Here is a 23,923-nt window from a genome sequence, read left to right as displayed (position 1 = left end):
CATTTTCCCAATCAGTATAGCATATTCTTTAATCAAAAAATTGTTTGTCTGCTTTTTTTGCTGCCAAATAGTTCGCCAATGCCGAAAATTCTGGCAACAGCTGCCAGCTGTTTTTTTGCCAAAGCTGGGTAGCTTCGACTTGTGCCACTTCTAGAATATGGGCATCCGCGACCAAATCGGCAGCCGCAAACTCTGGCAAGCCCGATTGTCGATTGCCGAAGACTTCTCCTGGCCCCCGCAACTGCAGGTCTTTTTCGCTGACTACAAAGCCGTTGGTGGTTTCTGTCATGATTTTCATTCGTTCGACCCCCGTCTCATTTTTCGGGTTCGCGATCAAAATACAGTAAGAAGCATCGGCGCCGCGTCCTACCCGTCCACGTAATTGGTGGAGCTGGGCTAATCCGAAACGATCAGCATCGATGATCAGCATCACTGTCGCATTGGGAACATTGACCCCTACTTCGATGACCGTCGTGGAAACCAAGATCTGCAGTTGATTTTCTTTGAATGCTTCCATAATAGTGTCTTTTTCTTGATTCTTCATTTTCCCGTGCAACATCCCTACTTGATAGGTTGGGGAAAAATAACTTTGCAGCTGCTCATAAATCTCCGTGGCATTCTTGACATCCAGCATTTCGGATTCTTCGATCAAAGGACAGATGACATACATCTGATGCCCCTGTGCCAATTCTTTTTGCGCCCACTCTAAGATCGATTCAAACTGCGGTGGCCGGACCCAGCGCGTCTCTACAGGAATCCGTCCTGCCGGCATTTCATCGATCACCGAAACATCCATTTCGCCATAGGCGGTGATCGCTAGTGTACGTGGGATCGGTGTGGCGGTCATAAAGAGCACATCAGGCAGATAGCCTTTTTCCCTTAATACTTTTCGCTGATTGACCCCAAAACGGTGTTGTTCATCGGTGATGACTAAGCCAAGATGTGCAAAGTCTACCCCTTCTTGAATCAGTGCATGGGTCCCAACGATGATGTCGATCTCCCCGGCTGCTAATTGTTCTAAGATGACCCGCCGTTCTTTTGGTTTGGTCGAGCCTGTCAAAAGAGCGGTGGTCACTTCTAAGGGGTCAAAGAGTTGATTCAAGCTTTCTAGGTGCTGTTGGGCCAAAATTTCAGTCGGCACCATCAGTGCGCCCTGAAAGCCAGCCGTCATCGTAGCATAGAGGGCGATCGCCGCAACGACTGTTTTCCCGCTCCCTACATCTCCTTGTAAGAGCCGCTGCATGTGCTGCGGACTTTTCAGGTCATGGCAGATTTCATTGGTCACGCGCTTTTGCGCATTCGTCAATTCAAAGGGCAGTTTACGAGTAAATTCTTTCAAGCGTTGCACATCATAATCGATCGCCAAGCCGTTTTTCTCGGCTTTTTCGCTTTTCTTCAGTCCTTGGATCTGCATTTGGAACAAAAAAAACTCTTCAAAAATCACCCGACGCTTCGCTTGATGGCTCTCTTGGGGATCTTTGGGAAAATGCATTGCAAACATCGCGGATTTTCGATCCAACAAGCGATATTTTTCGATCAATGACAAAGGCAAGATCTCTGTGATCTGATCACCAAAATCAAGAAATGCCTGTTTGATCAGTTCGATCAACACACTTTGACGCACGGCTTTATTGACATGATAAATTGGGGCAAAGTCTTCTGCGCTCTTGCTGCCGAGAATTTTCATTCCCGTCAGTCCTTTGCGTTTGGCGTCCCATTTGCCATAGACGGCGATCTCTTCTGAGACCTCTACTTTGTCCTTCAAATAAGGCTGATTGAAAAAGGAGACATTAAAGACATCGTGGTCTTGCATCATGCGAAATTGCAACCGACTTTTCTTGTAACCAAAGCGATTGACGACCGGTGGGGAAACGACGATCCCCTTGATCGTTACTTTTTCTTGGTCTTGAATCTCCGCTAATTGCCGTTCTTGAATGTCTTCATAACGAAACGGGTAATACTTTAGCAGGTCTTCGATGGTTTCGATTCCTAAACTCGCCAAGTCTTGGGCGCGTTTTTCTCCGACACCCTTTAATACCGTAAGTGGCTGATTCAGCATAGGTACCCTCCTTTTCCAAAAGTGATTTTGATTCATTGCAGGGGTTCCTGCATTCATAGAAAAAGACGGAGCCAAAAATCATCTACGATTTTTGCCCCCGCCGCCTAATTTGTTTATTCTGCTGAGAAAAGATATGGATAAACCGGCTGATCTCCTTGATGGATCTCTACTTCGATCTCAGGATGCAGTTCAACGATCGCTTCTTCGATTTTCGCTGCTTCTTTGGCTTTGCCTTCTTCACCGATAATGATGGTGACGATCTCAGTATCTTCTGTGATCATTTTTTCTAAGGTAGTCATCGAAGCAGAGAAACGATCGGGAACAGAAACAACGATTTTGCCGTCCACCATTCCTAAGAAGTCGCCTTCTGTGATTTCGATGCCATCAATTGATGTATTACGGATCGCATGGGTCACTGAGCCACTGACAACACTTGCTAAGACATCAGTCATCGCTTGCTGGTTTTCAGCTAGTGTGGATTGCTCGTGGAAGGCTAGCATCGCCGTCATCCCTTGAGAGATCGTCCGTGTTTCAACAACCGCTACTGGAATCTCGGAAACTTCCGCTGCTTGCTGCGCAGCCATAAAGATATTTTTGTTGTTCGGTAATACGATCACTTGATCAGCATTGACTTCATTGATTGCCACCAAAATGTCTTCTGTACTTGGGTTCATCGTTTGGCCACCACTGATGACATAAGAAGCGCCTAGGCTAGTAAACAATTCTTTCAAGCCTTCGCCAGCCGCGATCGCGATGATCGCAAATGGTGTCCGCGGACGTTTTACTGGTGCAGTTTTTGCTTCTTGCTGATCGTGTTCCAAGATCGTTTCATGCTGAAGACGCATGTTATCGACTTTGATTTTCACCAACGAACCGAATTTTTGACCATAATTCATAACTTCGCCGGGATGTTCCGTATGGACATGGACTTTGATGATCTCATCGTCATTGACCACTAATAAGGAATCCCCTAACTCGTTTAAGTAATTACGGAATGTTTCATAATCAAATTCACTATCTACAGTCGGACCTTCACCGATCTTCACCATGATTTCTGTACAATAACCAAAGGTGATGTCTTCTGTCGCTAAGTGCCCTTGAACGCTGCGATGATGTTCGGCATTGACCATTTCGTCCATAGCCGCTGGGGAAGGTTCGAAGATTTCATCGGCTGGGTATTCCCCAGTCAATGCATTTAAGAAGCCTTCATAGATAAACAACAATCCTTGACCGCCGCTATCTACCACGCCGACTTCTTTTAAGACGGGCAATAGATCAGGGGTTTTCGCCAATGAACGTTTTGCGCCGTGAACCACGGCTTTCATCACTTCGATACAATCATCGGTAGTTTGTGCTTTTTTCTCGCCATATTCAGCTGAGATGCGTGCCACAGTCAAGATGGTTCCTTCCACAGGTTTCATGACTGCTTTATAGGCGGTTTCTACTCCATGAGTAAAGGCTTGAGCCAATTCTGGTGCAGTGAGTGTTTCTGCGGTCGGGATAGCTTTAGAAAAACCGCGGAATAATTGAGACAAAATGACGCCGGAATTCCCACGTGCGCCCATCAATAGTCCTTTTGAAAGTGTAGCGGCAAGATCGCCGACGTTTTCTGAAGTCGCATCTGCGACAGCTTTTGCTCCACTGGTCATGGATAGATTCATGTTTGTCCCGGTGTCTCCATCTGGAACAGGAAACACATTCAATGAGTTGACAAACTCTGCATTAACTTGTAGACGAGCCGCGCCTGCCTGCACCATTTCTTGAAACTGACTTGCGCTGATATTCGTTACCTTCACTTAGATAGTCCTCCTTAAAATCATCCGCCATGAACGGATCCCTTGCCTAATCTGGCAGTACACGTACGCCTTGAACAAATACATTTACCGAGTTCGCAGATACACCTAGCATCGTTTCTAAGTTGTATTTCACTTTTTCCTGCACGTTGCGGGAAACTTCGGAAATTTTTGTTCCATAGCTAACAATCGTGTATACATCCACTGCAATGCCGTTTTCTTCTTGGCGGACAACGACACCGCGAGAATAATTTTCTTTTCGTAAAATTTCATTGATGTTATCTTTGATTTGTTTCTTGCTAGCCATACCAACAATGCCGAACACATCTGTTGCTGCGCCTCCGACCACTGTTGCAATGACTTCATTGCTGATTTCAATAATACCTGATGAGGTTTGAATTTTTACAGCCATTTTATAGCCTCCTTCAACGGGCATGACCCATCTTTCTTCTTACATATTTTATCATAGCTGTACCGCAAATAAAAGGATGAGACATATGAAAAGGGGCTTTCTGACCAAACGTCTTGCATTTCGACCTTGTTTAATTTACAATGTTTACTGGGAAAAGTCAATGTTTCTTGAAAATTACTCTTGCTTTTTTCACCTTTCTGTGATAAATTCAGATGGTATGAGCTGAAATAGCGCTCCAACATCAAGGCAAAGGAGGAAATAACCACATGGCTAAAGTTTGTTACTTTACTGGACGTAAAACTGCAAGTGGAAACAATCGTTCTCACGCAATGAATGCGACAAAACGTACTGTGAAACCTAACTTGCAAAAAGTTCGCGTTATGATTGACGGAAAACCTAAAAAAGTTTGGGTGTCAACTCGTGCTTTGAAATCTGGAAAAGTTGAGCGCGTATAATTAGACCTTTTCGGCCGTTCGTTTTGAACGGCTTTTTTTGTACCCTTTTTTCTTTGGTGCGCTTTCACTTAGGTTTTCATTAAAGAAAATAGGTCTTTGTTTTTTTAATCGATTCACCTGTGGTAAACTAAGAAAAAATTGATAAAGAACAGGTGACTTCTTGTGACGAAAATAAAAACATTTGCCAAACAACATTGGCCTTATATGCTTGCTAGTTTCTTCTTGCCGTTTCTTATCATGGCAGTGATCTATTTGACCATCGGTATCTACCCCGGCAGCAGCCGCAGTGTCTTAGCCAGTGATGCCTTTTCGCAATTCTCAAACTTTCATGCCAGCTTTCGCAATATGCTCTTAGGCAAGCAAAGTATCTTTTATACATGGAACGCCTCTTTAGGCTTAAATTATCTGGCATTGATCTCCTATTATTTAGGGGGAATCTTCACTCCCCTCGTCTTATTTTTCCCAAATCAGCTAATGCCAGATGCGCTGTACTTTTTAACCTTGATCAAAATCGGCAGTGCGGGCTTGGCGTTTTGGTTCTATGCCAGCCAAACCTTTAAGATCCAACGTTGGCAGCATGTGACCTTAGCAGTCTGTTATGCCTTGATGTCCTTCATCACCGCCCATTCGGAACTGATCATGTGGCTTGATGCCATGATCTATCTACCGCTAGTGATTTTAGGTATTGACCGGTTAGTGAAAAAGAAAAAAACAGTCGTGTTATTTATCAGTTATCTGCTGTTATTTTTATCCAGTTTTTACATGGGCTTTATGATCGGTCTCTTTTCCGTGATGTATTTCTTGGTTCAATTGGGTCGCAACTGGAAGCAAGCTCGCGGGGCGATCATTCCTTACGGCATCACCTCTTTGTTAGCTGGCGGCGCCTCAATGGTGATCATCTTACCTGCCTTATTAGATTTGCGGTCGAACGGGGAAGAATTGACGACGATTTCTTCCTTTAAAACCGAAGCCACCGATGTCTTTGATCTCGTGATGAAAAACATGATCGGTGTTTACGATACGACAAAATACGGCTCCATTCCCTTCATCTATATCGGCTTATTGCCGTTGCTGTTGTGTATTTTATATTTTGTTTCGAAGAAAATCCGCTTGAAAGATAAATTCTTATACGCTGGCATGTTTGCTGTTTTGATCGCCAGTTTTTATATCGTGCCGATGAATCTTTTTTGGCATGGGATGCATGCCCCAAATATGTTCCTTTTCCGCTATGCCTATTTGTTCTCCTTCTTAGTGATCATGCTGGCGGGATACGGATGGGAGCAACTTCAGCAAAAAGATCGCGGATTGTTTCTCATTATTGGTCTTTCTACGATCGTGGTATTTGCCCTCTCCTACGCATTGAAAGGAGCCGGAACCTATGAATATGTTTCCGCTACTTCCTTTGCGCTAACGATCGTATTCTTTGTTCTTTACTTGTTATGTATTGGGTTCGGGCAATTAGGTCTTTTAACACAAAAACGAGTGACGATCTTGATGCTGATCTTCGTCTGCGGAGAAATGGCCGTCAATACGAGCGGCATGGTTCGCGGAATTTTGAATGATTGGAACTATGCTTCTCGTAGTTTGTATACAGAACCTTATCCGGACATCAAAAAACTAGTCACTCAAGCCAACGAAGACAATGATACCTTTTTCCGATTAGAAAACCTTGATCCTGTTTCTTCCAACGACAGTATCAATTATGGCTACAGCGGGGTCAGCATGTTTTCTTCAATTCGTAACCGCAATTCCTCAAGCTACCTGGATAAGCTGGGCTTTCGGTCTCGCGGCACCAATTTAAATATCCGCTATCCGAATAATACCTTGCTGATGGATGCTTTTACAGGAATCAAATACAATATCTCCAAGCCAAATCTCACCAAATACGGCTTTCAACGAGTCGGAGAATCTGGTGAATACAAGCTCTATGAAAATCAAAATGCGTTACCTCTAGGTTTCTTGGCTGAACCGACCATCGAATCGATTGAACAGCCGCAAAACGACAACTTGACGAGCCAGAAAAATCTTTTCAATGGCTTGGCCGATTTAAATTTAGAGTATTTTGCCTTTCAGCCGATCACGGTGATCCATAGTAAAAATACAGATATCACCAATGACGGCATGTATATGAAATTTACCGAACAAGAAAGCAATGTCGCAAAAGAAGTGACTTGGCAAGTGGAGGTTCCAGCGAACTCGCAAGCATACTTGAGTCTCTTCCCTGCCAACTTTGGGGAATTGGAAAGCTCATCTGCCACCGTGACAGTCAACGGTCAGCAGCGAGAAACGCAAATCAGTATCAACGGTCAATACTACGACTTAGGACATTATGAGACCGATACGACGGTTCAATTCACCGTCAGCTTCTACGGAACGCCTGAAATCTCCTTCCAAAACCCGCAAGTCGTGACCTTGGATACCAACGCCTACCAACAAGCAATTGATGCGATCCAAGAACGAGGGGTCGCTATGACTGTCGGCAAACGCAGTGCCAAAGCCGACATCACGACTGAAAAAGAGCAGCAGCTTGTAACAACCATCCCTTATGACAAGGGCTGGACTGCTACGCTTGACGGCAAAGAAGTCCCAATCACGGCCTTTCAAGATGGCTTTATCAGTGTGACGATCCCAAGTGGCACCCATCACTTGGAACTCTCCTTCTTGCCGCAAGGCTTTGTTATCGGTGTTTGCTTGTTCTTTGGCTGCATCGCATTGTTTATCTTGTTTGCTTGGTTTTACCAGAAACAAGTAGCCAAAAAGCAAGTCTTGGACAACCAACGCCAACTCATGGATCAACCACCAGAAACCTAATCGAAAAAGAACCAACTCGTCTTTTTGAGGCGATCTCCTTAAGTTAGAGCAAAAGCTGACTTATGGGTGTCGCTCAATGATCGGTGAGTTTGGTTCTTTTTTGTGCTCAGGTTCCGCAGTTGTTCGCTCTAGTGGTCTTAGCATCCATTACCGACTAAGTCCCCTTCGATGCGGGGCCAAATGCCTAGCCCGTTAGCCCTTAGAGCGTTTAGCGAAACATAAGATAACTGTTGGGTTCTTCCGCATTTTTCTTGATGGAGTGCAACGATCGCTCCCATAATTTAACCATTTTGGTTTGTTTTAAGACGCGAAAGATCGAAAGCCCTTGATCGATTTTCAACAGTCCTTTTTCTTGATCGCCATAAATATACCAGTACCATCCTTGATAGCAAAGAAGATGCGTACTGTTTAGCATGTCTCCGCGATCTGCCAATAATTCCTCTGCAATGGTCAACACCTCTTTTGCCCACTCCAGGCGGCGAAAATTGACAAACGTCGTAAAACAACTAAAAATCAAATCCATTTGAATTTCTCGCATCAAGGACAAACCTTGTTCTTTTTTTGTGCGAGAGATAGCGATCTGCAGTAAGTGATAGGAGGTTTCGACAGGAAACAAGAATTGAAAATAACGAAACAGCAAAATCTCATAAACGCCCCAGTTGTCTACTTTCGTAAGGTAGGAAATGACGGGGCGGGTTTTGGTGCGTAGCTTTTCCATATAGTCGCCAGAAGAGTGATCGGGTTTAGGACCTGAGAGATTGATTTCATGTATCTCCTTTGTGATCTCAAGGTACAGAAAAACAAAAGAATGCTGTTTGGAAGCGGCGATCAGTTCGCTACGCATTTCCTCCAGCCCTTCTTTGCTTCTCTGGGCGTGGGCGTTACTCAAATAAGCTTCTTTGTTGATCCCTAAAATTCGATCCAGTAAATCCATAAATTCGCTCGTCATATAGCTGGGAAAGCTCATCAGGTTGTCGTGCCCTTTTACGCCCTTTTGCTGCGCACGCAAATAATAAAACTCTTCCACTGTGACATGGATATTTTCTAATAAGCGTTCCAATCGATGAATACTGATACTTGAAGCACCTTGCTCAAATTTACTGATAAACGAGCGACTGTTTTGTTCATCCGCCACTTGAGCGATCGTATAGCCGCGCTCTTTGCGCAATTGTCGGTACAGTTTTCCTTCTTCCATAACCATCCTCCTCACAACGATCGGTCTACAAACGCCAAACCAATCCCACTTCACGAATGAAGCTCCGCAATTAAATTTTCCTGTTCTAGATTTCAAGTTTAGATTCAAACCTATAAAATGTTGAGTAACAAAATCTGCGGCACCTTATTTACATGCCACTCTTTTAACTGCTAATCACTCATGACAGTAACCTCTGGTATGCTCCTGGTACATTTAAATTCCACTATAGTGGATTATTTTCTTCTCTTAGTATAAAGCATCCTATACTGATTTTACAACGTAGAACGTGAAAGGATGATTTCGATGAAAGAATATCAACAGAACAACGGCTATCGTGCCTTAGTCAACGCCGCCTTACTCAGCGGTATCGGCATGAGTTTATATAATATCGTCTTTGTAGTTTATGCCAGTACTTTACCCTTTAATGCCCTTGCTGTTTCCTTAGCCTCCATGGCACTGCTGATCCCTGATCTCTTACGGATCCTGACCGGCTATCTAGCCGATCGTACCAAAAACAAAGTGCAATGGATGATCAGCAGTCGACTATTACAAGGAGTCCTTTTTGTGGCACTCGCTTTTTTGATCCAACTGCCGCCTAGTTTATGGTCTTTCTTCCTTTTGCTAGGCATCAACATTGTATCTGATTGTTTGGGCGCTTATTGTTCTGGGTTACAGCTGCCCTATGTTCGCCGTCTTGTGCCTGCTGATACCTTAGACAGTGCCATGGGCTTTCAAATGGCGTGTCAAACCACCGTTCAAATCGTCTTTCAAGGCATCGGTGCTTGGGGGATCATTTTACTGAATAATAACTTTGCGGCTTTTGGTTTGATCAATGCCGTGACGTTTTTCTTAGCCGCGATCGTGATCTTCCTGAACCGCTCGCTCTTCTATGCGGTGCCAGGGAAAATCAATCAAGCAGCAACACCACTCTTTCAGAATTTCTCGGATACTTTTAAATTATTGACTGGTACGGCTTTTCTTAAAAAGATGATCCTCTTTGCCTTACTGATCAATACCTTAGCTGCTAGTACGAGCGGTCTACTAAATCTCCAGCTGTTGGATGACCTTGCGCTTTGGTTTGCCACTTATGGCAACACCGTTGCGATGGCAGGCATCGCTACTTCGATCGGTATGGTCGCTGGCGCCTTGTTTGCTGCCGACTGGTTCAAGAATACCGGTCTGGTTCGCTTGATTGCGTATACCTCTTTCGTTTTATGTCTGTTGACCTTGAATTTTCTCTTCCTGCATAACCGTTGGCTCATGATTGCGCTGCTCTTTGCTGAAGGCTATCTGATTGGAAAAATCAATCCTCGTTTTTCGGCATATCTGATTCGTGAGATTGATGAAGAACATCTCGCCATCAGCAGCGGGATCTTTTCCACCATTGTGATGCTAGGGGGACCTGTCGGACAAATGGTCTTTTTAGGCATCGGCAATCGCTATCACGTTGCTTGGAGCTGGCTGCTTTACTTGCTTTTCGCATTTTTGGTAGCCATCGCCGCCTTAGTCGCTGCCGGTACCTTGGAAAAAACACCCACCATTGCTGCGCCTAAAAACGCGACGGAAAGGACTGAAGATTGGCAAGAAACCACCTCTGTTTTGCCTGAGAAAAAATAAAAACACAAGCTTTCGCTATCTCTTGTTGTGTAAGAGCAGCGAAGCTTGTGTTTTTCCTTATTCATAAGCAACATGAACCAAATACAATCCTTCTGGATGAGCCGTGGGACCTGCCGCATTTCGGTCTTTTTGCGCAATGATTGCAGGAATGCTGTCAGGTGCGATCCGTCCATTGCCGATTTTCAGCAATGTGCCCACCATGATCCGGATCATCTTGTACAAAAATCCATCGCCGCGAAAGGTAAAAATCAACTCATCTCCAGCGTCATTGACCGCCATGGACGCCTCATGGATCGTCCGCGTCTTGTCATCGACTGAACTGCCCGTCGCACAAAAACTGGTAAAGTCATGGGTGCCTAAAAAATCTGGCAACGCTCGTTGGATTTTTTCCAAATCTAGCGGATACGGATAATAGCTGGCATAATGGCGGCGGAAAGGACTGCGGGGTTTCCCAATGTCTACCCGAAACTGGTAGGTTTTTTCAATGACTAAGTAGCGGGCATGGAAGGTATCGTCAACGATCTCCACCGATTTTACCGCAACATCTTCTGGCGTTTGGGTATCTAATCCAAAGCGCATTTTTTCCAGTGGACGCTTTTGAGGGAAATCGAAGTGGATCACTTGCCCTTGCGCATGGACCCCCGCATCGGTGCGGCCAGAGCCATGAATCTGGATCGGTTGCCCATTGTTCATCTTCGTTAATGTCTTTTCAATCTCTTCTTGAACCGTTCGTCCATTGGGTTGACGCTGAAATCCTTGAAAATTCGTACCATCATAAGCGATCGTCGCTTTATAGCGGACCATTGAATCACCTGTTTCTTTCTATTTTTTCAAAAAAAGGCCTATGAGAAAAGTCTGATCGATCGACAGGCCTTTTCGAACCAGCCGCTGGGATTGCCAGCAGTCTCGTTGCTTCGTTAAGAACCTTTCGTGGGTTGACTTCAATCATAGGTCTTCGTTTATCCTCTTAAGAACACTAATGCTACTGTAAAGAGCGCAAAAACGATGACAACCAATGTGTCCCGTTGATGCCAGTGCAAAATACGATACTTGGTACGCCCTTCGCCGCCTTGATAGCCTCTGGCTTCCATAGCGGTAGCTAGATCTTCCGCACGGTTAAAGCTGCTGACAAATAAAGGAATCAATAAAGGAACGATCGCCTTCATCTTCTGCAACAGTCCCCCTTCGCCGAAATCGACCCCGCGGGCACGCTGAGCATTCATAATTTTTTCTGTTTCATCCATCAAGGTTGGTACAAAGCGCAACGCAATCGACAGCATCAGTGAGATTTCATGGACAGGGAAACGGATCGCTTTTAAAGGACGCAAAATGTATTCGATCGCATCTGAAAGCTCTAATGGGGGCGTCGTTAACGTCAACAGAGTCGACATGAAAATGATCAAAACAAAACGACAAAAAATAAAGATCCCATTTTGGACACCAAATTCTGTGATGTTAAAGATCCACCAAGACCAATAGACGTCACCGCCGGTAGTAAATAAAATCTGTAACGCCACGGTAAACAAAATCAGCCAAATCAAAGGACGTACGCCGCGAATAAAGAAGCCAAAATCAATTTTTGAAAAAGAGATACAAAAAAGCGTAAAAGCCCCCGCTAATAAATAGCTTTGCCAATTATTCGCCAAAAAGATAATCGCGATAAAATAAAAACTAGCAATCAATTTGACCCGTGGATCTAAACGGTGGATCAAGGAGTCCCCGGGAATAAAACGACCGAAAATCAGTTTATTCATCATGGGCAGTCGCCCCCTTTGCTACTAAAACATCTGCCAGTTCATCAGCCGTTAGCGGCAACTGCTCAAATGCCAATCCTCTGGCTTGTAGTTGCTCCGCAAATGCGGTTGCTGTCGGTACCCCCAACTGCTTTTCTTGCAGCCAAGCAGTGTCTTGAAACACAACGGACGGCGTGCCGGCTTTGACGAGACGTCCCTTTTCTAACACATAGACATAATCAGCATAGTTCGCCACATCATCCATCAAGTGGGTCACTAAAATGATCGTCATGTTCTTTTCCCGATGCAGGCGATCAAACATTTCCATCATCTCTTTGCGTCCTTGTGGATCTAAGCCAGCTGTCGGCTCATCTAAGACCAAAACTTCTGGTTCCATAGCTAAGACTCCAGCAATCGCTACACGGCGCATTTGGCCCCCTGAAAGGTCAAATGGTGAACGTTCCAGAAAACTTTCATCTAAACCTACCAATTGAATGTATTCTTGGGCTAAACCTTTGGCTTCTTCTTCGGAGATGCCAAAGTTTTTCGGTCCAAAAGCGATATCTCTCGCAACGGTTTCTTCAAATAATTGGGATTCAGGAAATTGAAAAACGATCCCGACTTTTTTACGTAACGGTTTTAGATTTTTGTTGTCTGACTCGGGTTTGATGACTCGCTCACCGATCGTGACCGTTCCAGTCGTTGGTTTTAATAATGCATTCAAGTGCTGCAGCAACGTAGATTTTCCGCTACCCGTATGACCGACTAAGGCGGTATAAGAGCCTTCTTTGATCTCTAAATCGATATCGAACAAAACCCGTTGTTCAAACGGAGAATGCGGTTGGTAGGTGAATCCTACTTGTTCAAAACGGATGTCCATAGCCAATCCACCATCCCTTCTTCAGTTAAGTACGCTTGTGGTACCGTGACGCCCCGCTGTTTTAGTGCCGCCTTTAATTTTTCAGGAAACGGCAGATCTAAGCCTAGCTCAATCAGTTCCGGACCTGCAGAAAAAATCTCTGCTGGTGTCCCTTCGCGGACGAGCTCTCCTTGACGCATCACCAGCACCCGATTGGCGTTAGCTGCTTCATCAATATCATGGGTGATCGATAGCACGGTCAAATTGTTTTTCTCTTTGATTTTTTTGATCGTTGCGATCACTTCTTCACGGCCTTCTGGATCTAGCATACTAGTGGCTTCATCAAGAATGATGATATCCGGGCGCAGTGCAACGACACCGGCAATGGCTACCCGTTGTTTTTGACCACCAGAAAGGCGCGCGGGTTCCCGCGTCGCAAACTCGCTCATCCGTACTTGTTCCAGAGCGTCTTTGACACGAACCAGCATTTCTTCTCGCGGGATTCCTTGATTTTCTAAACCGAAAGCCACATCATCTTCCACCGTCGAACCAACGAATTGATTGTCAGGGTTTTGAAAGACCATACCGACCATTTTTCGAATATTCCAGATATTTTCTTCATTCAAAGGCAATTCGCCGACAGAAACACTGCCTTCTTGCGGCAAGATCAAGCCATTGATGGTTTTTGCTAAAGTTGATTTTCCAGAGCCGTTATGGCCGATCAACGCCACCCATTCCCCTTTGTTGATGGAAAAGGATACGTTATTTAACGCGGCACGCTCTTCTTCGCTATAACGCACAGTAATAGCATTCAATTCAATGATTGGCTTCATGATAGACTCCTTCATTTGCGATTAATTCTTTCTAACACTACCAAAAAAGCGCACGTTTTTCAATGATTCGCGCACGATTTGTCTCCAGATCTTTTTTTCACTTGCCATCACCTGTCTTGACAGGTAATCGAAAGTAAAAAAAAAGCACTTTATGATGAGTGCGTACACCTCGAAATACATCGAGGTGTAGGCGCTGAGCTAGACTCGGAAAGTTTCTTCCAACATCATAACACTCTTAGTAAACATCTATAAAGTGATGATAAGTGTGATTTTAAACAAGTTCTAGGATAACCATTGGTGCAGCATCTCCGCGTCTTGGTTCTGTTTTCAAGATACGAGTATATCCACCTTGGCGATCTGTGTAACGAGGAGCGATATCATTGAATAATTTTTGTAATGCTGATTCAATAACTACTTCTTCGTTTTCTTCACGTACACTTGCAACTTCATTACGAACGAATGCTGCTGCTTGACGACGTGCATGCAAATCACCACGTTTACCTAAAGTGATCATTTTTTCTGCAGTTGAACGAACTTCTTTCGCACGAGCTTCAGTCGTAACGATACGTTCGTTAATGAATAAATCAGTTGTCAAATCACGCAACATCGCTTTACGTTGGCTAGATGTGCGTCCTAGTTTACGATAACTCACGTGGTTTCCCTCCTTCACTTTCGAATGTTGTATCGGTCAGACGAACCGAACTAACGTAATCGAAAACGGTTTAATCGTCTTTACGTAGTCCTAAACCTAAATCATGTAATTTCACTTTGACCTCTTCAAGAGATTTACGGCCTAAGTTTCTTACTTTGATCATTTCTGGTTCAGATTTGTTTGTCAATTCTTGTACAGTATTGATTCCTGCACGTTTTAGACAGTTGTATGAACGAACAGATAAGTCTAATTCTTCGATCGTCATTTCCAACATTTTTTCTTTTTGTGTTTCTTCTTTTTCAACCATGATTTCAGCGTTTTTCGCTTCATCAGTTAGGTTAACAAAGATGTCTAAATGTTCAGTCATGATTTTCGCAGACAAACTCATTGCTTCCAATGGTTCGATTGAGCCATCAGTCCATATTTCCATCGTTAATTTGTCGAAATCATCTCGACGACCGACACGTGTGTTTTCTACTTGATAGTTGACACGACGTACTGGTGTATAGATTGAATCGACTGGAAGAACGCCGATTGGCATGTCTTCTTTTTTGTTTTCGTCCGCTTGAACGTAGCCGCGGCCAGGTTTCACTGTTAAGCGAGCATGGAACGTAGCACCTTCAGAAACGGTACAGATATACATATCTTTGTTAAGGATTTCTACATCACTATCAACGATGATATCGCCAGCAGTTACTGTAGCAGGTCCTGAAATATCAATTTCAAGGGTCTTTTCTTCATCCCCGTACATTTTCAATGCAAGACCTTTAATATTCAAGATGATTTGAGCAACGTCTTCCCGAACACCCTTAACAGTTGAGAATTCGTGTAAAACTCCATCGATTTGAATATTGGTGATTGCCGCACCAGGTAAAGAAGATAATAAAATACGACGTAGGGAATTTCCTAGTGTAGTTCCGTAGCCTCTTTCAAGAGGTTCCACGATGAACTTGCCATAATCTTTGTCTTCATCAATCTTTGCGATTCTTGGTTTTTCGAATTCAATCATTCTTATCTATTACCCCTTTCAAAACGAAAAGTGTCTTGTTCAATGACGTATTTGTTACACTCAAAATGAGCAGCACTCATTAAACACGACGGCGTTTTGGAGGGCGGCATCCATTATGAGGGACTGGAGTCACGTCACGGATCGCACTCACTTCCAAACCTGCTGCTTGTAATGAACGAATTGCTGCTTCACGTCCAGAACCAGGTCCTTTAACTGTTACTTCAACAGTTCTTAATCCGTGTTCCATTGCTGCTTTGGTAGCTGTTTCTGCTGCCATTTGAGCGGCAAAAGGAGTAGATTTTTTGCTTCCTTTGAAACCTAATGAACCAGCTGATGACCATGCTAATGCATTACCATGAGTATCAGTGATCATTACGATTGTATTATTGAATGTTGAGTGAATATGTGCAATACCCGCTTCAATATTCTTTTTCACACGGCGTTTACGACTCACTTTTTTTGCTGCCATGAAGTTTTAACCTCCTTCACTTAGGAATTATTTTTTCTTGCCTGCGACTGTTTTAGACGGGCCTTTACGAGTACGTGCATTGTTTTTCGTGTTTTGTCCACGAACTGGCAATCCACGGCGATGACGGATCCCACGGTAAGAACCGATTTCCATCAATCGTTTGATGTTTAAGTTCACTTCACGACGAAGGTCACCTTCAACTTTTAATTTATCAACTTCTGCACGGATAGCATCTGTTTGTTCATTCGTTAAATCACGAACACGAACTTCTTCAGACACGCCAGCGTCAGCTAAAATTTGTTTTGCAGTCGTGTTACCAATACCATAGATATAAGTAAGTGAAACGACCACACGTTTATCACGAGGAATATCTACTCCTGCAATACGAGCCATATTTGTTACACCTCCGATTATCCTTGACGTTGTTTATGTTTTGGATTTGCTGGGCAAATCACCATAACGCGTCCTTTACGACGAATTACTTTACAATGTTCGCACATTGGTTTTACTGATGGTCTTACTTTCATGATAATACCTCCTGTGGTTTTACGGAGTACAATTATTTAAAGCGATAAGTAATGCGGCCACGGTTCAGATCATACGGGGATAATTCCACCGTTACTTTGTCTCCAGGTAAAATACGAATGTAGTGCATCCGGATCTTACCAGAAACGGTCGCTAGAACTTGGTGTCCGTTTTCCAATTCTACTTTAAACATTGCATTCGGCAAAGTTTCGACGACTGTACCTTCGACTTCAATCATATCTTCTTTTGCCACGCACAGTACCTCCTTGTACTTGTGATTTTCACACGATAAAATGGCGGAAACTCGGTTCCCACCTGATATTCTCAAACTATGCTCCTACTTAATAAAAAGTAGAAGTCGGACTGACATATTCTATCATATCCTGTCAAAGATTTCAAGAGAAAGTTTTAAGCTGCAAGTTGGACTCGGGCAATCTATGATTAGTCAATGATCTTTTGAACATCTTCGAATACAGCGTCGATGTCGCGATCCCCATCAATCGATTGCAATAACCCTTTGTCTTTGTAATAAGTCAAAATTGGTTCACTGCTTTTGATATTGACAGCTAGACGATTTTTGACCGTCTCAGGCTTATCATCTTCACGCTGGTAGAAGTCATGACTTCCACAACGATCACATGTTCCTTCCTCTTTGGGAGGATTGAACAATTTATGATAAGTTGCCCCACAATTGCGGCACATGAAGCGGCCGGCTAAACGTTCTACAAGAACTTCTTCAGGAACATGAATATCAATAACGGCATCAAGTTTTTTGTTAAGGTCAGCTAGCATCTCATCTAACGCTTTTGCTTGATCCAAAGTACGAGGAAAACCATCTAATAAGAAACCTTTCTCGGTATCAGGTTCAGCTAAACGTTCTTTAACGATCCCATTTGTAACCTCATCAGGAACTAATGCGCCTTGATCCATGTATGATTTTGCTTTAAGGCCTAGTTCTGTTTCGTTCGCCATCGCAGCCCGAAACATATCGCCTGTTGAAATATGAGGAAGACCGTATTCAGCAACGATACGTTCTGCCTGAGTACCTTTTCCAGCACCAGGTAATCCCATTAAAATGAAGTTCATTCTAATTCCTCCTGTAAGTTTTTGAATAGTGTTGAGGAAATCCTCAACACTTCAATAACTTTAATTGATGAAACCAGTATATTTCCGTTTCAGCATAAGCCCTTCTAACTGCTTGGCAGTATCAAGTGCCACACCGATAATGATCAATAGACTCGTTCCACCTAGTCCGATCGATTGCGGTAAATTCCAAGCCATCTGAGCGATGATTGGAAGTAAAGCAACCAATCCTAAAAAGATCGATCCAACCGTGCTTAATCGCATCAACAAACGCGATACATATTCTTCTGTTCCTTTACCAGGACGCACACTCGGAATGTAACTTCCTTGTTTTTGCAAGTTTTCCGCTAATTTCTCAGGGTTCACTTGAACAAATGCGTAGAAGAAGGTAAACGCAACAATCAAGACAGTGTAGATGATCGCACCCGGTACAGTGTTGTAACTAAAGATCGTTTGCACCACTTCGTACCAAGTTTCTCCTCTATATGAACTACCTAATGCTTGAATGATCGCATTTGGTGTTGTAATAAAAGAACTGGCAAAGATAACTGGGATAACCCCGGCAGCATTTACTTTCAAAGGAAGGTAACTGCTGGTAGGCGCTCCTGCTACCCGTTTTGTATATTGGATCGGAATCTTGCGTTCTGCCTGTTGAACATACGTTACTAAAGTAATGACGATCAACACAGCGATCACAAGCAGCGCCATAAAGATAGCATTTAGCCAGATATCCGATTGATCCACGTTAATGAAGTAATCTTCAATCAATTCTTTGATGCTTGCTGGTAAGCGTGAAATGATCCCCGCAAAGATGATCATTGACACACCGTTTCCGATACCACGCTCGGTGATCTGTTCTCCTAACCAAGTGACTAACATCGTTCCGGCTGTTAAAATCAGTCCGATCACGATATAGGTTGCCATATTAGGATTGTTTACAAACCCGAGTTGAGTGTAATAGTTAAATCCAGCCGTTAATGTCATGGATTGGACAAAGCCTAATACCAACGTCAAGTAACGTGTTGCCTGATTTAATTTCTTACGACCCACTTCACCTTGTTTCGACCATTCAACAAATTTAGGGACGATATCCATCTGCAACAACTGAATGACAATTGAGGCAGTGATGTAAGGCGAAACCCCCATCGAGAAAATCGAAAATTGTTGCATGGCGCCACCACTTACCAAGTTTAACATGTTTAAAAATGGTAGATCCGCGATGGTATTTAGGCGACTTGCGTCTACGCCTGGCACAGTAATATGTGTTCCCAGACGAAAGACAAACAAGATTAAGACGGTGAACAATATTCTGGATCTAATATCCTTAACCTTAAAGGCATCCTTCAATAGTCTGATCATTAGATCACCTCGATTGATCCACCAGCAGCAACGATTGCTTCTTCAGCTGCTTTTGAGAATTTAGCTGCTTTCACAGTCAATTTCTTCGTTAATTCTCCGTTAGCTAATACTTTGATTCCAGCTTTTTCGTCTTTGACGATTCCAGCTTCGTGTAAAGCAACAGGTGTTACTTCAGCACCGTCTTCAAAGCGGTTCAAGACATCAAGATTGATGACTGCATATTCTTTGCGGTTCACATTTGTAAAGCCACGTTTTGGTAAACGACGGAACAATGGTGTTTGTCCACCTTCGAATCCTAGACGTACTCCGCCGCCTGAACGAGCTTTTTGACCTTTTTGTCCACGTCCAGCTGTTTTACCGTTACCAGATGAAGTTCCTCGTCCGACACGGTTACGTACTTGGCGTGAGCCTTCTGATGGTTTTAATTCATGAAGTTTCATAGGTTTGGCACCTCCTTAATCAAACTAGATCTGCTGATCCTTAGACCTCTTCAACGTCCACTAAGTGAGAAACAGTGTTAACCATGCCTTTGATTGCATCATTAGCAGGTTTTACAACTGTTGAATTCAACTTTGTAAGACCTAACGCTTTTACAGTATCACGTTGGTTTTGGGGACGTCCGATAATACTGCGTTTTAAAGTAATTTTCAATTCAGCCATTATAGTGTCCTCCTTAACCGATTAATTCTTCTACTGATTTGCCGCGAAGTGCTGCCACTTCTTCAGCGCGTTTTAATTGTTTTAAACCTTCAACTGTTGCGCGAACAACGTTGATTGGTGTGTTAGAACCTAAAGATTTAGATGTGATATCAGCTACCCCAGCTAATTCCAATACGGCACGAACTGGTCCACCAGCAGCTACCCCAGAACCTTCTACAGCAGGTTTCATAAGGATGCGTCCGCCGCCGAATACACCGATAACTTCGTGAGGGATTGTAGAACCAACCATTGGTACTTCCACCAAGTTTTTCTTCGCGTCTTCGATTGCTTTACGGATTGCTTCTGGTACTTCTTGCGCTTTACCAGTACCGAAACCTACGTGTCCGTTTTTGTCACCGACAACAACTAATGCAGCAAAACGTAGACGACGTCCACCTTTAACAACTTTAGTTACACGGTTGATCGCAACAACGCGGTCTTCTAATTCCAAATGTTTTGGATCAATATAAACCATGAATGGTGTTCCTCCTTCTCTTAAAATTCCAGTCCATTTTCGCGAGCTGCTTCAGCTAAAGCTGCTACACGGCCATGGTAAAGGTATCCACCACGGTCAAAGACTACTACTTTAATACCTTTTGCTGCTGCACGTTCTGCGACTAATTTACCGACAGCTTGTGCTTGTTCAGTTTTTGTTGCACCTGAAACTTCTTTGTCTAAGGCAGAGGCACTTGCTAGCGTCACACCCGCTACGTCATCAATTACTTGTGCGTAGATGTTTTTGTTCGAACGGAACACGTTTAAGCGTGGGCACTCAGCAGTACCAGAGATTTTGTTACGTACACGACGATGTCTTTTCTGACGTGTCTTGTTTTTATCTGGTTTTGTAATCACAATTTGTCACCTCTTTTAATTTTGCTAGCCTAAGCTGCTAGTCGTAAAGAATTACGACTATTTACCAGTTTTACCTTCTTTACGGCGTACAAATTCGCCAACATAACGAATTCCTTTGCCTTTGTAAGGTTCTGGAGGACGAACGCCACGGATATTGGCAGCCAATTCGCCAACGACTTCTTTATCTGATCCTTTAACGATCACAGAAGTGTTTGAAGGAACTTCGATTTCGATTCCAGCTGGCGCTTCGATTTCAACTGGATGAGAGTAACCAACGTTCAATACAAGTTTTTTCCCTTGTAATTGAGCACGGTACCCAACCCCGATTAATTCTAACGCTTTTTGGAAACCTTCAGAAACACCAACAACCATGTTGTTGAAGTTTGCACGGGTAGTTCCGTGGATAGTTTTCATTTCTTTACTATCATTTGGACGAGTGAATGTTACTTCGTTTCCTTCGATATTCATTGTGATATCAGAAGAGAAAGTACGTGTTAATTCACCTTTAGGTCCTTTAACTGTAATGTCGTTTCCGTTTTGCTTGATTTCAACACCAGCAGGAAGAACGACGATCTTATTACCGATACGACTCACTTAGAGGCACCTCCTTGTGGAATATTTTAAATTACCATACATAAGCGACTACTTCGCCGCCAACATTTTTTGCTCTAGCTTCTTTGTCAGTGATTACACCGTCAGAAGTTGAGATAATCGCGATTCCTAGACCATTCAATACTTTTGGTACTTCGTCAGCTTTGACATAAGCACGCAAGCCTGGTTTAGAGATACGTTTTAAGTTTGTGATAACACGTTCACCGTTTTTACCGTATTTAAGAAATACGCGGATCACGCCTTGTTTGTCATCTTCAATGTATTCAACATCGCGGACGAAACCTTCACGTTTCAAGATTTCAGCGATATCACGTTTGATTTTTGAAGCAGGTACTTCTAGGCTTTCGTGTTTAACCATGTTTGCGTTACGCACGCGCGTTAGAAAATCTGCAATTGGATCTGTCATGACCATGGGATAATTTACCTCCTTTATGCGAGTATAGTTTACCAGCTAGCTTTCTTCACGCCGGGAATTTGTCCTTTATAGGCAAGTTCGCGGAAGCAAATACGGCAAAGATGAAATTTACGATAAACTGAATGTGGACGTCCGCAACGTTCACAACGAGTATATTCTTGCGTTGAGAATTTAGCAGGGCGTTTGTTTTTAGCAATCATTGATTTTTTAGCCACGTAGTTCGCCTCCTTTTTTTATTTTTGGAATGGCATGCCTAATTGTGTCAACAATTCACGAGATTCTTCATCTGTGTTTGCTGTTGTTACAATCACGATATCCATACCACGTACTTTGTCGATCAAATCATAATCTACTTCAGGGAAAATCAATTGTTCTTTGATACCTAAAGTGTAGTTTCCGCGTCCGTCGAACGCTTTTTTGCTCACACCGTGGAAGTCACGGACACGTGGCAATGACACACTTACTAGTTTATCTAAGAATTCATACATTCTTTCGCCGCGTAGAGTTACTTTCGCACCGATTGGCATTCCTTCACGTAAACGGAATCCTGCGATAGATTTTTTCGCTTTTGTGATCAATGGTTTTTGACCTGAGATCAATTGTAATTCTTCAACAGCTTTGTCTAAGTTTTTAGCATTAGAAACAGCGTCACCGACACCCATGTTGATAACGATTTTATCAACTTTTGGTGCTTCCATGATTGAGCTGTAGTTAAATTTGTCCATTAATGATGGGACAACTTCTTTTGAATATTTTTCTTTAAGGCGGTTCATCTGTTAGCCCCTCCTTCCTTCATCAGATTATTTATCAAGAACTTCTCCGGTTTTCTTAGAAACGCGGACTTTTTTGCCGTCAACTTCTTTGTAACCGACACGCGTAGCTTCACCGTTCGATGGATCAACCACCATCACGTTAGAAACATGAATTGGTGCTTCCATTTCAACGATTCCGCCTTGAGGAGCAGTTTGAGAAGGTTTTTGGTGTTTTTTGACAACATTGACACCTTCAACAACGACTTTGTCATTTTTAGGAAACGCTGCTAGCACAACGCCTTCTTTGTTTTTGTCTTTACCAGTGATAACTTTAACTTTATCGCCTTTTTTAACAAACATGTTTGTTTCGCACCTCCTTTAGATAAGAATCACTATTACAATACTTCTGGTGCTAGGGAAACGATCTTCATAAAGTTGCCTTCACGCAATTCGCGGGCAACTGGGCCAAAGATACGAGTTCCACGAGGGCTCTTATCGTCACGGATAATAACCGCAGCATTTTCATCGAATTTGATGTATGAACCGTCTGTACGACGAGCTCCTGATTTAGTACGAACGATAACGGCTTTAACGACGTCACCTTTTTTGACAACCCCACCTGGCGTTGCTTGTTTAACCGTAGCAACAATCACGTCACCAATATTGGCAGTTTTACGACCAGATCCGCCAAGGACTTTGATCGTTAGAATTTCACGGGCACCTGAGTTGTCCGCCACTCTTAATCGGCTTTCTGCTTGGATCACGATGTGTATCCTCCTTTCAGATTTTGCAATTCACAATCTATATAGGAAAATCTCGTGTGATTAGATAATCACTGCCTTTTCAACAATCTCTACTAGACGGAAACGTTTCGTAGCTGATAATGGACGAGTTTCCATAATTTTCACGATATCGCCAACTTTTGCTTCGTTGTTTTCATCGTGTGCTTTGTATTTCTTAGAATAGTTCAGACGTTTGCCGTAGATAGGGTGGTTTTTCTTTGTTTCAACGACAACAGAGATAGTTTTATCCATTTTGTCTGATACCACGCGACCTTGGTAAACTTTGCGTTGATTTCTTTCTTCAGTCATACGCTAAATGGCCTCCTTCCACTATTACTTAACTTGTTCACGCAATACTGTTTTAATGCGTGCAATCGATTTACGTACTTCTTTGATACGTGCAGTGTTTTCTAATTGACCTGTTGCTAATTGGAATCTAAGATTGAACAATTCTTCTTTCAATTGTTTTTCTTGATCTAGCATTTCGGCAGTGGTTAATTCTCTGATTTCTTTAACCTTCATTCGATTCACCACCCATTTCCTCACGTTTTACGATCTTCGTTTTCACTGGTAATTTGTGAGAAGCAAGACGTAGCGCTTCGCGCGCAACTTCTTCAGGTACACCGGCAATTTCAAACATGATTTTACCACGTTTAACTGGTGATACCCATCCTTCAGGAGCCCCTTTACCAGAACCCATACGTACCCCGATAGCTTTGGCAGTATAAGATTTGTGAGGGAAAATTTTGATCCATACTTTCCCGCCACGTTTCATATAACGAGTCATTGCGATACGGGCAGCTTCGATTTGACGGTTTGTGATCCAGTGTGATTCAACAGCTTGTAAGCCGTATTCACCGAATGCTACTTCTTTTCCGCCTTTCGCTTCGCCACGCATTTTTCCGCGGAACTCACGACGGTGTTTTACACGTTTAGGTACTAACATG

Annotated in this window: 32 protein-coding genes; 3 read left to right on the top strand and 29 right to left on the bottom strand. The window is 43.3% G+C overall.

The window, feature by feature from the left end; genetic code table 11:
* Positions 1-28: 28 nt before the first annotated feature.
* The 3 genes from recG to IGJ01_RS01500 form a co-directional block, all read right to left on the bottom strand.
* Positions 29-2,095 (bottom strand): ATP-dependent DNA helicase RecG, encoded by a 2,067-nt coding sequence (recG, locus tag IGJ01_RS01510; protein ID WP_254904959.1) that lies wholly within the window; start codon positions 2,093-2,095, stop codon positions 29-31.
* Between the two features lie 77 nt (positions 2,096-2,172).
* A complete protein-coding gene (locus IGJ01_RS01505) occupies positions 2,173-3,855 on the bottom strand; it encodes a DAK2 domain-containing protein (RefSeq protein ID WP_005232500.1) in 1,683 nt (560 codons plus the stop codon).
* Between the two features lie 46 nt (positions 3,856-3,901).
* Entirely contained in the window at positions 3,902-4,264 is a 363-nt protein-coding gene (locus IGJ01_RS01500) for an Asp23/Gls24 family envelope stress response protein (RefSeq protein ID WP_005227125.1), read from the bottom strand.
* Positions 4,265-4,530: 266 nt separating this feature from the next.
* Here IGJ01_RS01500 and rpmB point away from each other — a divergent pair, with 266 nt between their 5' ends.
* Together rpmB and IGJ01_RS01490 are read left to right on the top strand one after the other, a co-directional pair.
* Positions 4,531-4,719, top strand: coding sequence for a 50S ribosomal protein L28 (rpmB, locus tag IGJ01_RS01495; RefSeq protein ID WP_005232504.1), 189 nt, complete (start codon positions 4,531-4,533; stop codon positions 4,717-4,719).
* Between the two features lie 162 nt (positions 4,720-4,881).
* Positions 4,882-7,530: a YfhO family protein gene (locus IGJ01_RS01490; RefSeq protein ID WP_042890158.1), complete on the top strand. Its 2,649-nt coding sequence runs from the start codon at positions 4,882-4,884 to the stop codon at positions 7,528-7,530.
* 208 nt (positions 7,531-7,738) lie between these two features.
* On the opposite strand, the gene IGJ01_RS01485 is transcribed toward IGJ01_RS01490, so the two are convergent.
* Positions 7,739-8,725 carry an Rgg/GadR/MutR family transcriptional regulator gene (locus tag IGJ01_RS01485; RefSeq protein WP_034872077.1) on the bottom strand — a complete coding sequence of 329 codons (987 nt, stop codon included), beginning with the start codon at positions 8,723-8,725 and terminating at the stop codon, positions 7,739-7,741.
* A 303-nt stretch (positions 8,726-9,028) separates the two neighbouring features.
* On the opposite strand from IGJ01_RS01485, the gene IGJ01_RS01480 reads away from it, so the two are divergent.
* The gene (locus IGJ01_RS01480; RefSeq protein ID WP_086332906.1) at positions 9,029-10,342 is read left to right on the top strand and encodes an MFS transporter; all 1,314 of its coding nucleotides are present in this window, start codon (positions 9,029-9,031) and stop codon (positions 10,340-10,342) included.
* 57 nt (positions 10,343-10,399) lie between these two features.
* Here IGJ01_RS01480 and truA read toward each other — a convergent pair whose 3' ends face one another.
* The 25 genes from truA to rplP all read right to left on the bottom strand — a co-directional run bounded on the left by truA (position 10,400) and on the right by rplP (position 23,922).
* Positions 10,400-11,146 carry a tRNA pseudouridine(38-40) synthase TruA gene (truA, locus tag IGJ01_RS01475; RefSeq protein ID WP_008376361.1) on the bottom strand — a complete coding sequence of 249 codons (747 nt, stop codon included), beginning with the start codon at positions 11,144-11,146 and terminating at the stop codon, positions 10,400-10,402.
* Between the two features lie 155 nt (positions 11,147-11,301).
* Entirely contained in the window at positions 11,302-12,099 is a 798-nt protein-coding gene (locus tag IGJ01_RS01470) for an energy-coupling factor transporter transmembrane component T family protein (protein ID WP_005227113.1), read from the bottom strand.
* On the bottom strand, positions 12,089-12,955 hold the full coding sequence (locus tag IGJ01_RS01465; protein WP_008376364.1) for an energy-coupling factor ABC transporter ATP-binding protein: 867 nt from the start codon (positions 12,953-12,955) through the stop codon (positions 12,089-12,091). The genes IGJ01_RS01470 and IGJ01_RS01465 overlap by 11 nt, the downstream gene beginning before the upstream one ends.
* Positions 12,931-13,767 carry an energy-coupling factor ABC transporter ATP-binding protein gene (locus tag IGJ01_RS01460; protein WP_005227109.1) on the bottom strand — a complete coding sequence of 279 codons (837 nt, stop codon included), beginning with the start codon at positions 13,765-13,767 and terminating at the stop codon, positions 12,931-12,933. Before IGJ01_RS01460 ends, IGJ01_RS01465 begins: the two co-directional genes overlap by 25 nt.
* Positions 13,768-14,038: 271 nt before the next feature.
* On the bottom strand, positions 14,039-14,419 hold the full coding sequence (gene rplQ, locus IGJ01_RS01455) for a 50S ribosomal protein L17 (protein ID WP_003128038.1): 381 nt from the start codon (positions 14,417-14,419) through the stop codon (positions 14,039-14,041).
* A 70-nt stretch (positions 14,420-14,489) separates the two neighbouring features.
* A complete protein-coding gene (locus IGJ01_RS01450; protein ID WP_008376367.1) occupies positions 14,490-15,428 on the bottom strand; it encodes a DNA-directed RNA polymerase subunit alpha in 939 nt (312 codons plus the stop codon).
* Positions 15,429-15,507: 79 nt separating this feature from the next.
* On the bottom strand, positions 15,508-15,897 hold the full coding sequence (rpsK, locus tag IGJ01_RS01445; RefSeq protein WP_005227104.1) for a 30S ribosomal protein S11: 390 nt from the start codon (positions 15,895-15,897) through the stop codon (positions 15,508-15,510).
* A 27-nt stretch (positions 15,898-15,924) separates the two neighbouring features.
* Positions 15,925-16,290 (bottom strand): 30S ribosomal protein S13, encoded by a 366-nt coding sequence (rpsM, locus tag IGJ01_RS01440; RefSeq protein ID WP_005227102.1) that lies wholly within the window; start codon positions 16,288-16,290, stop codon positions 15,925-15,927.
* A gap of 17 nt (positions 16,291-16,307) precedes the next feature.
* Entirely contained in the window at positions 16,308-16,424 is a 117-nt protein-coding gene (gene rpmJ, locus IGJ01_RS01435; protein WP_002288710.1) for a 50S ribosomal protein L36, read from the bottom strand.
* 32 nt (positions 16,425-16,456) lie between these two features.
* On the bottom strand, positions 16,457-16,675 hold the full coding sequence (infA, locus tag IGJ01_RS01430; RefSeq protein ID WP_002288695.1) for a translation initiation factor IF-1: 219 nt from the start codon (positions 16,673-16,675) through the stop codon (positions 16,457-16,459).
* A 188-nt stretch (positions 16,676-16,863) separates the two neighbouring features.
* On the bottom strand, positions 16,864-17,508 hold the full coding sequence (locus IGJ01_RS01425) for an adenylate kinase (RefSeq protein WP_005227100.1): 645 nt from the start codon (positions 17,506-17,508) through the stop codon (positions 16,864-16,866).
* Positions 17,509-17,568: 60 nt separating this feature from the next.
* Positions 17,569-18,864 (bottom strand): preprotein translocase subunit SecY, encoded by a 1,296-nt coding sequence (secY, locus tag IGJ01_RS01420; protein ID WP_005227099.1) that lies wholly within the window; start codon positions 18,862-18,864, stop codon positions 17,569-17,571.
* The gene (gene rplO / locus IGJ01_RS01415; RefSeq protein ID WP_003128016.1) at positions 18,864-19,304 is read right to left on the bottom strand and encodes a 50S ribosomal protein L15; all 441 of its coding nucleotides are present in this window, start codon (positions 19,302-19,304) and stop codon (positions 18,864-18,866) included. Before rplO ends, secY begins: the two co-directional genes overlap by 1 nt.
* 40 nt (positions 19,305-19,344) lie before the next feature.
* Positions 19,345-19,524, bottom strand: coding sequence for a 50S ribosomal protein L30 (gene rpmD / locus IGJ01_RS01410; protein ID WP_003128015.1), 180 nt, complete (start codon positions 19,522-19,524; stop codon positions 19,345-19,347).
* A gap of 13 nt (positions 19,525-19,537) precedes the next feature.
* On the bottom strand, positions 19,538-20,038 hold the full coding sequence (gene rpsE / locus IGJ01_RS01405; RefSeq protein WP_003128014.1) for a 30S ribosomal protein S5: 501 nt from the start codon (positions 20,036-20,038) through the stop codon (positions 19,538-19,540).
* Between the two features lie 20 nt (positions 20,039-20,058).
* Positions 20,059-20,415, bottom strand: a complete 357-nt coding sequence (gene rplR / locus IGJ01_RS01400) for a 50S ribosomal protein L18 (protein ID WP_005227097.1) — start codon at positions 20,413-20,415, stop codon at positions 20,059-20,061.
* 57 nt (positions 20,416-20,472) lie between these two features.
* Complete coding sequence (rplF, locus tag IGJ01_RS01395; RefSeq protein WP_005227095.1) at positions 20,473-21,009, bottom strand: 50S ribosomal protein L6; 537 nt, start codon at positions 21,007-21,009, stop codon at positions 20,473-20,475.
* A 31-nt stretch (positions 21,010-21,040) separates the two neighbouring features.
* Positions 21,041-21,439: a 30S ribosomal protein S8 gene (gene rpsH, locus IGJ01_RS01390; RefSeq protein WP_005227093.1), complete on the bottom strand. Its 399-nt coding sequence runs from the start codon at positions 21,437-21,439 to the stop codon at positions 21,041-21,043.
* A gap of 32 nt (positions 21,440-21,471) precedes the next feature.
* Positions 21,472-21,657, bottom strand: coding sequence for a type Z 30S ribosomal protein S14 (locus IGJ01_RS01385; protein ID WP_003128010.1), 186 nt, complete (start codon positions 21,655-21,657; stop codon positions 21,472-21,474).
* Positions 21,658-21,675: 18 nt separating this feature from the next.
* Positions 21,676-22,215: a 50S ribosomal protein L5 gene (rplE, locus tag IGJ01_RS01380; protein WP_005227088.1), complete on the bottom strand. Its 540-nt coding sequence runs from the start codon at positions 22,213-22,215 to the stop codon at positions 21,676-21,678.
* Between the two features lie 27 nt (positions 22,216-22,242).
* Positions 22,243-22,554 carry a 50S ribosomal protein L24 gene (gene rplX, locus IGJ01_RS01375; protein ID WP_005232526.1) on the bottom strand — a complete coding sequence of 104 codons (312 nt, stop codon included), beginning with the start codon at positions 22,552-22,554 and terminating at the stop codon, positions 22,243-22,245.
* Between the two features lie 35 nt (positions 22,555-22,589).
* Positions 22,590-22,958, bottom strand: a complete 369-nt coding sequence (gene rplN, locus IGJ01_RS01370) for a 50S ribosomal protein L14 (RefSeq protein WP_003128006.1) — start codon at positions 22,956-22,958, stop codon at positions 22,590-22,592.
* A gap of 60 nt (positions 22,959-23,018) precedes the next feature.
* Positions 23,019-23,285, bottom strand: a complete 267-nt coding sequence (gene rpsQ / locus IGJ01_RS01365; RefSeq protein WP_005232528.1) for a 30S ribosomal protein S17 — start codon at positions 23,283-23,285, stop codon at positions 23,019-23,021.
* Positions 23,286-23,309: 24 nt separating this feature from the next.
* Positions 23,310-23,498, bottom strand: coding sequence for a 50S ribosomal protein L29 (gene rpmC / locus IGJ01_RS01360; RefSeq protein ID WP_005232529.1), 189 nt, complete (start codon positions 23,496-23,498; stop codon positions 23,310-23,312).
* Positions 23,488-23,922, bottom strand: coding sequence for a 50S ribosomal protein L16 (gene rplP, locus IGJ01_RS01355; protein WP_005226918.1), 435 nt, complete (start codon positions 23,920-23,922; stop codon positions 23,488-23,490). Before rplP ends, rpmC begins: the two co-directional genes overlap by 11 nt.
* Between the last annotated feature and the right edge of the window lies 1 nt (position 23,923).

The sequence above is a fragment of the Enterococcus sp. AZ089 genome, assembly GCF_050547225.1.
GTDB lineage: Bacteria > Bacillota > Bacilli > Lactobacillales > Enterococcaceae > Enterococcus_D > Enterococcus_D entomosocium.
This window is presented reverse-complemented; position numbering and strand designations above follow the sequence as displayed.

What these genes read in the sequence shown, in the direction of transcription:
- recG (WP_254904959.1), bottom strand. Translation starts at nt 2,095, where the DNA reads ATGAATCAAAATCACTTTTGGAAAAGGAGGGTACCTATGCTGAATCAG.
- IGJ01_RS01500 (WP_005227125.1), bottom strand. Translation starts at nt 4,264, where the DNA reads ATGGCTGTAAAAATTCAAACCTCATCAGGTATTATTGAAATCAGCAAT.
- rpmB (WP_005232504.1), top strand. Translation starts at nt 4,531, where the DNA reads ATGGCTAAAGTTTGTTACTTTACTGGACGTAAAACTGCAAGTGGAAAC.
- IGJ01_RS01485 (WP_034872077.1), bottom strand. Translation starts at nt 8,725, where the DNA reads ATGGAAGAAGGAAAACTGTACCGACAATTGCGCAAAGAGCGCGGCTAT.
- IGJ01_RS01480 (WP_086332906.1), top strand. Translation starts at nt 9,029, where the DNA reads ATGAAAGAATATCAACAGAACAACGGCTATCGTGCCTTAGTCAACGCC.
- truA (WP_008376361.1), bottom strand. Translation starts at nt 11,146, where the DNA reads ATGGTCCGCTATAAAGCGACGATCGCTTATGATGGTACGAATTTTCAA.
- IGJ01_RS01470 (WP_005227113.1), bottom strand. Translation starts at nt 12,099, where the DNA reads ATGATGAATAAACTGATTTTCGGTCGTTTTATTCCCGGGGACTCCTTG.
- IGJ01_RS01465 (WP_008376364.1), bottom strand. Translation starts at nt 12,955, where the DNA reads ATGGACATCCGTTTTGAACAAGTAGGATTCACCTACCAACCGCATTCT.
- IGJ01_RS01460 (WP_005227109.1), bottom strand. Translation starts at nt 13,767, where the DNA reads ATGAAGCCAATCATTGAATTGAATGCTATTACTGTGCGTTATAGCGAA.
- IGJ01_RS01450 (WP_008376367.1), bottom strand. Translation starts at nt 15,428, where the DNA reads ATGATTGAATTCGAAAAACCAAGAATCGCAAAGATTGATGAAGACAAA.
- rpsK (WP_005227104.1), bottom strand. Translation starts at nt 15,897, where the DNA reads ATGGCAGCAAAAAAAGTGAGTCGTAAACGCCGTGTGAAAAAGAATATT.
- rpsM (WP_005227102.1), bottom strand. Translation starts at nt 16,290, where the DNA reads ATGGCTCGTATTGCAGGAGTAGATATTCCTCGTGATAAACGTGTGGTC.
- rpmJ (WP_002288710.1), bottom strand. Translation starts at nt 16,424, where the DNA reads ATGAAAGTAAGACCATCAGTAAAACCAATGTGCGAACATTGTAAAGTA.
- IGJ01_RS01425 (WP_005227100.1), bottom strand. Translation starts at nt 17,508, where the DNA reads ATGAACTTCATTTTAATGGGATTACCTGGTGCTGGAAAAGGTACTCAG.
- secY (WP_005227099.1), bottom strand. Translation starts at nt 18,864, where the DNA reads ATGATCAGACTATTGAAGGATGCCTTTAAGGTTAAGGATATTAGATCC.
- rplO (WP_003128016.1), bottom strand. Translation starts at nt 19,304, where the DNA reads ATGAAACTTCATGAATTAAAACCATCAGAAGGCTCACGCCAAGTACGT.
- rpmD (WP_003128015.1), bottom strand. Translation starts at nt 19,524, where the DNA reads ATGGCTGAATTGAAAATTACTTTAAAACGCAGTATTATCGGACGTCCC.
- rpsE (WP_003128014.1), bottom strand. Translation starts at nt 20,038, where the DNA reads ATGGTTTATATTGATCCAAAACATTTGGAATTAGAAGACCGCGTTGTT.
- rpsH (WP_005227093.1), bottom strand. Translation starts at nt 21,439, where the DNA reads ATGGTCATGACAGATCCAATTGCAGATTTTCTAACGCGCGTGCGTAAC.
- rplE (WP_005227088.1), bottom strand. Translation starts at nt 22,215, where the DNA reads ATGAACCGCCTTAAAGAAAAATATTCAAAAGAAGTTGTCCCATCATTA.
- rplX (WP_005232526.1), bottom strand. Translation starts at nt 22,554, where the DNA reads ATGTTTGTTAAAAAAGGCGATAAAGTTAAAGTTATCACTGGTAAAGAC.
- rpsQ (WP_005232528.1), bottom strand. Translation starts at nt 23,285, where the DNA reads ATGACTGAAGAAAGAAATCAACGCAAAGTTTACCAAGGTCGCGTGGTA.
- rpmC (WP_005232529.1), bottom strand. Translation starts at nt 23,498, where the DNA reads ATGAAGGTTAAAGAAATCAGAGAATTAACCACTGCCGAAATGCTAGAT.
- rplP (WP_005226918.1), bottom strand. Translation starts at nt 23,922, where the DNA reads ATGTTAGTACCTAAACGTGTAAAACACCGTCGTGAGTTCCGCGGAAAA.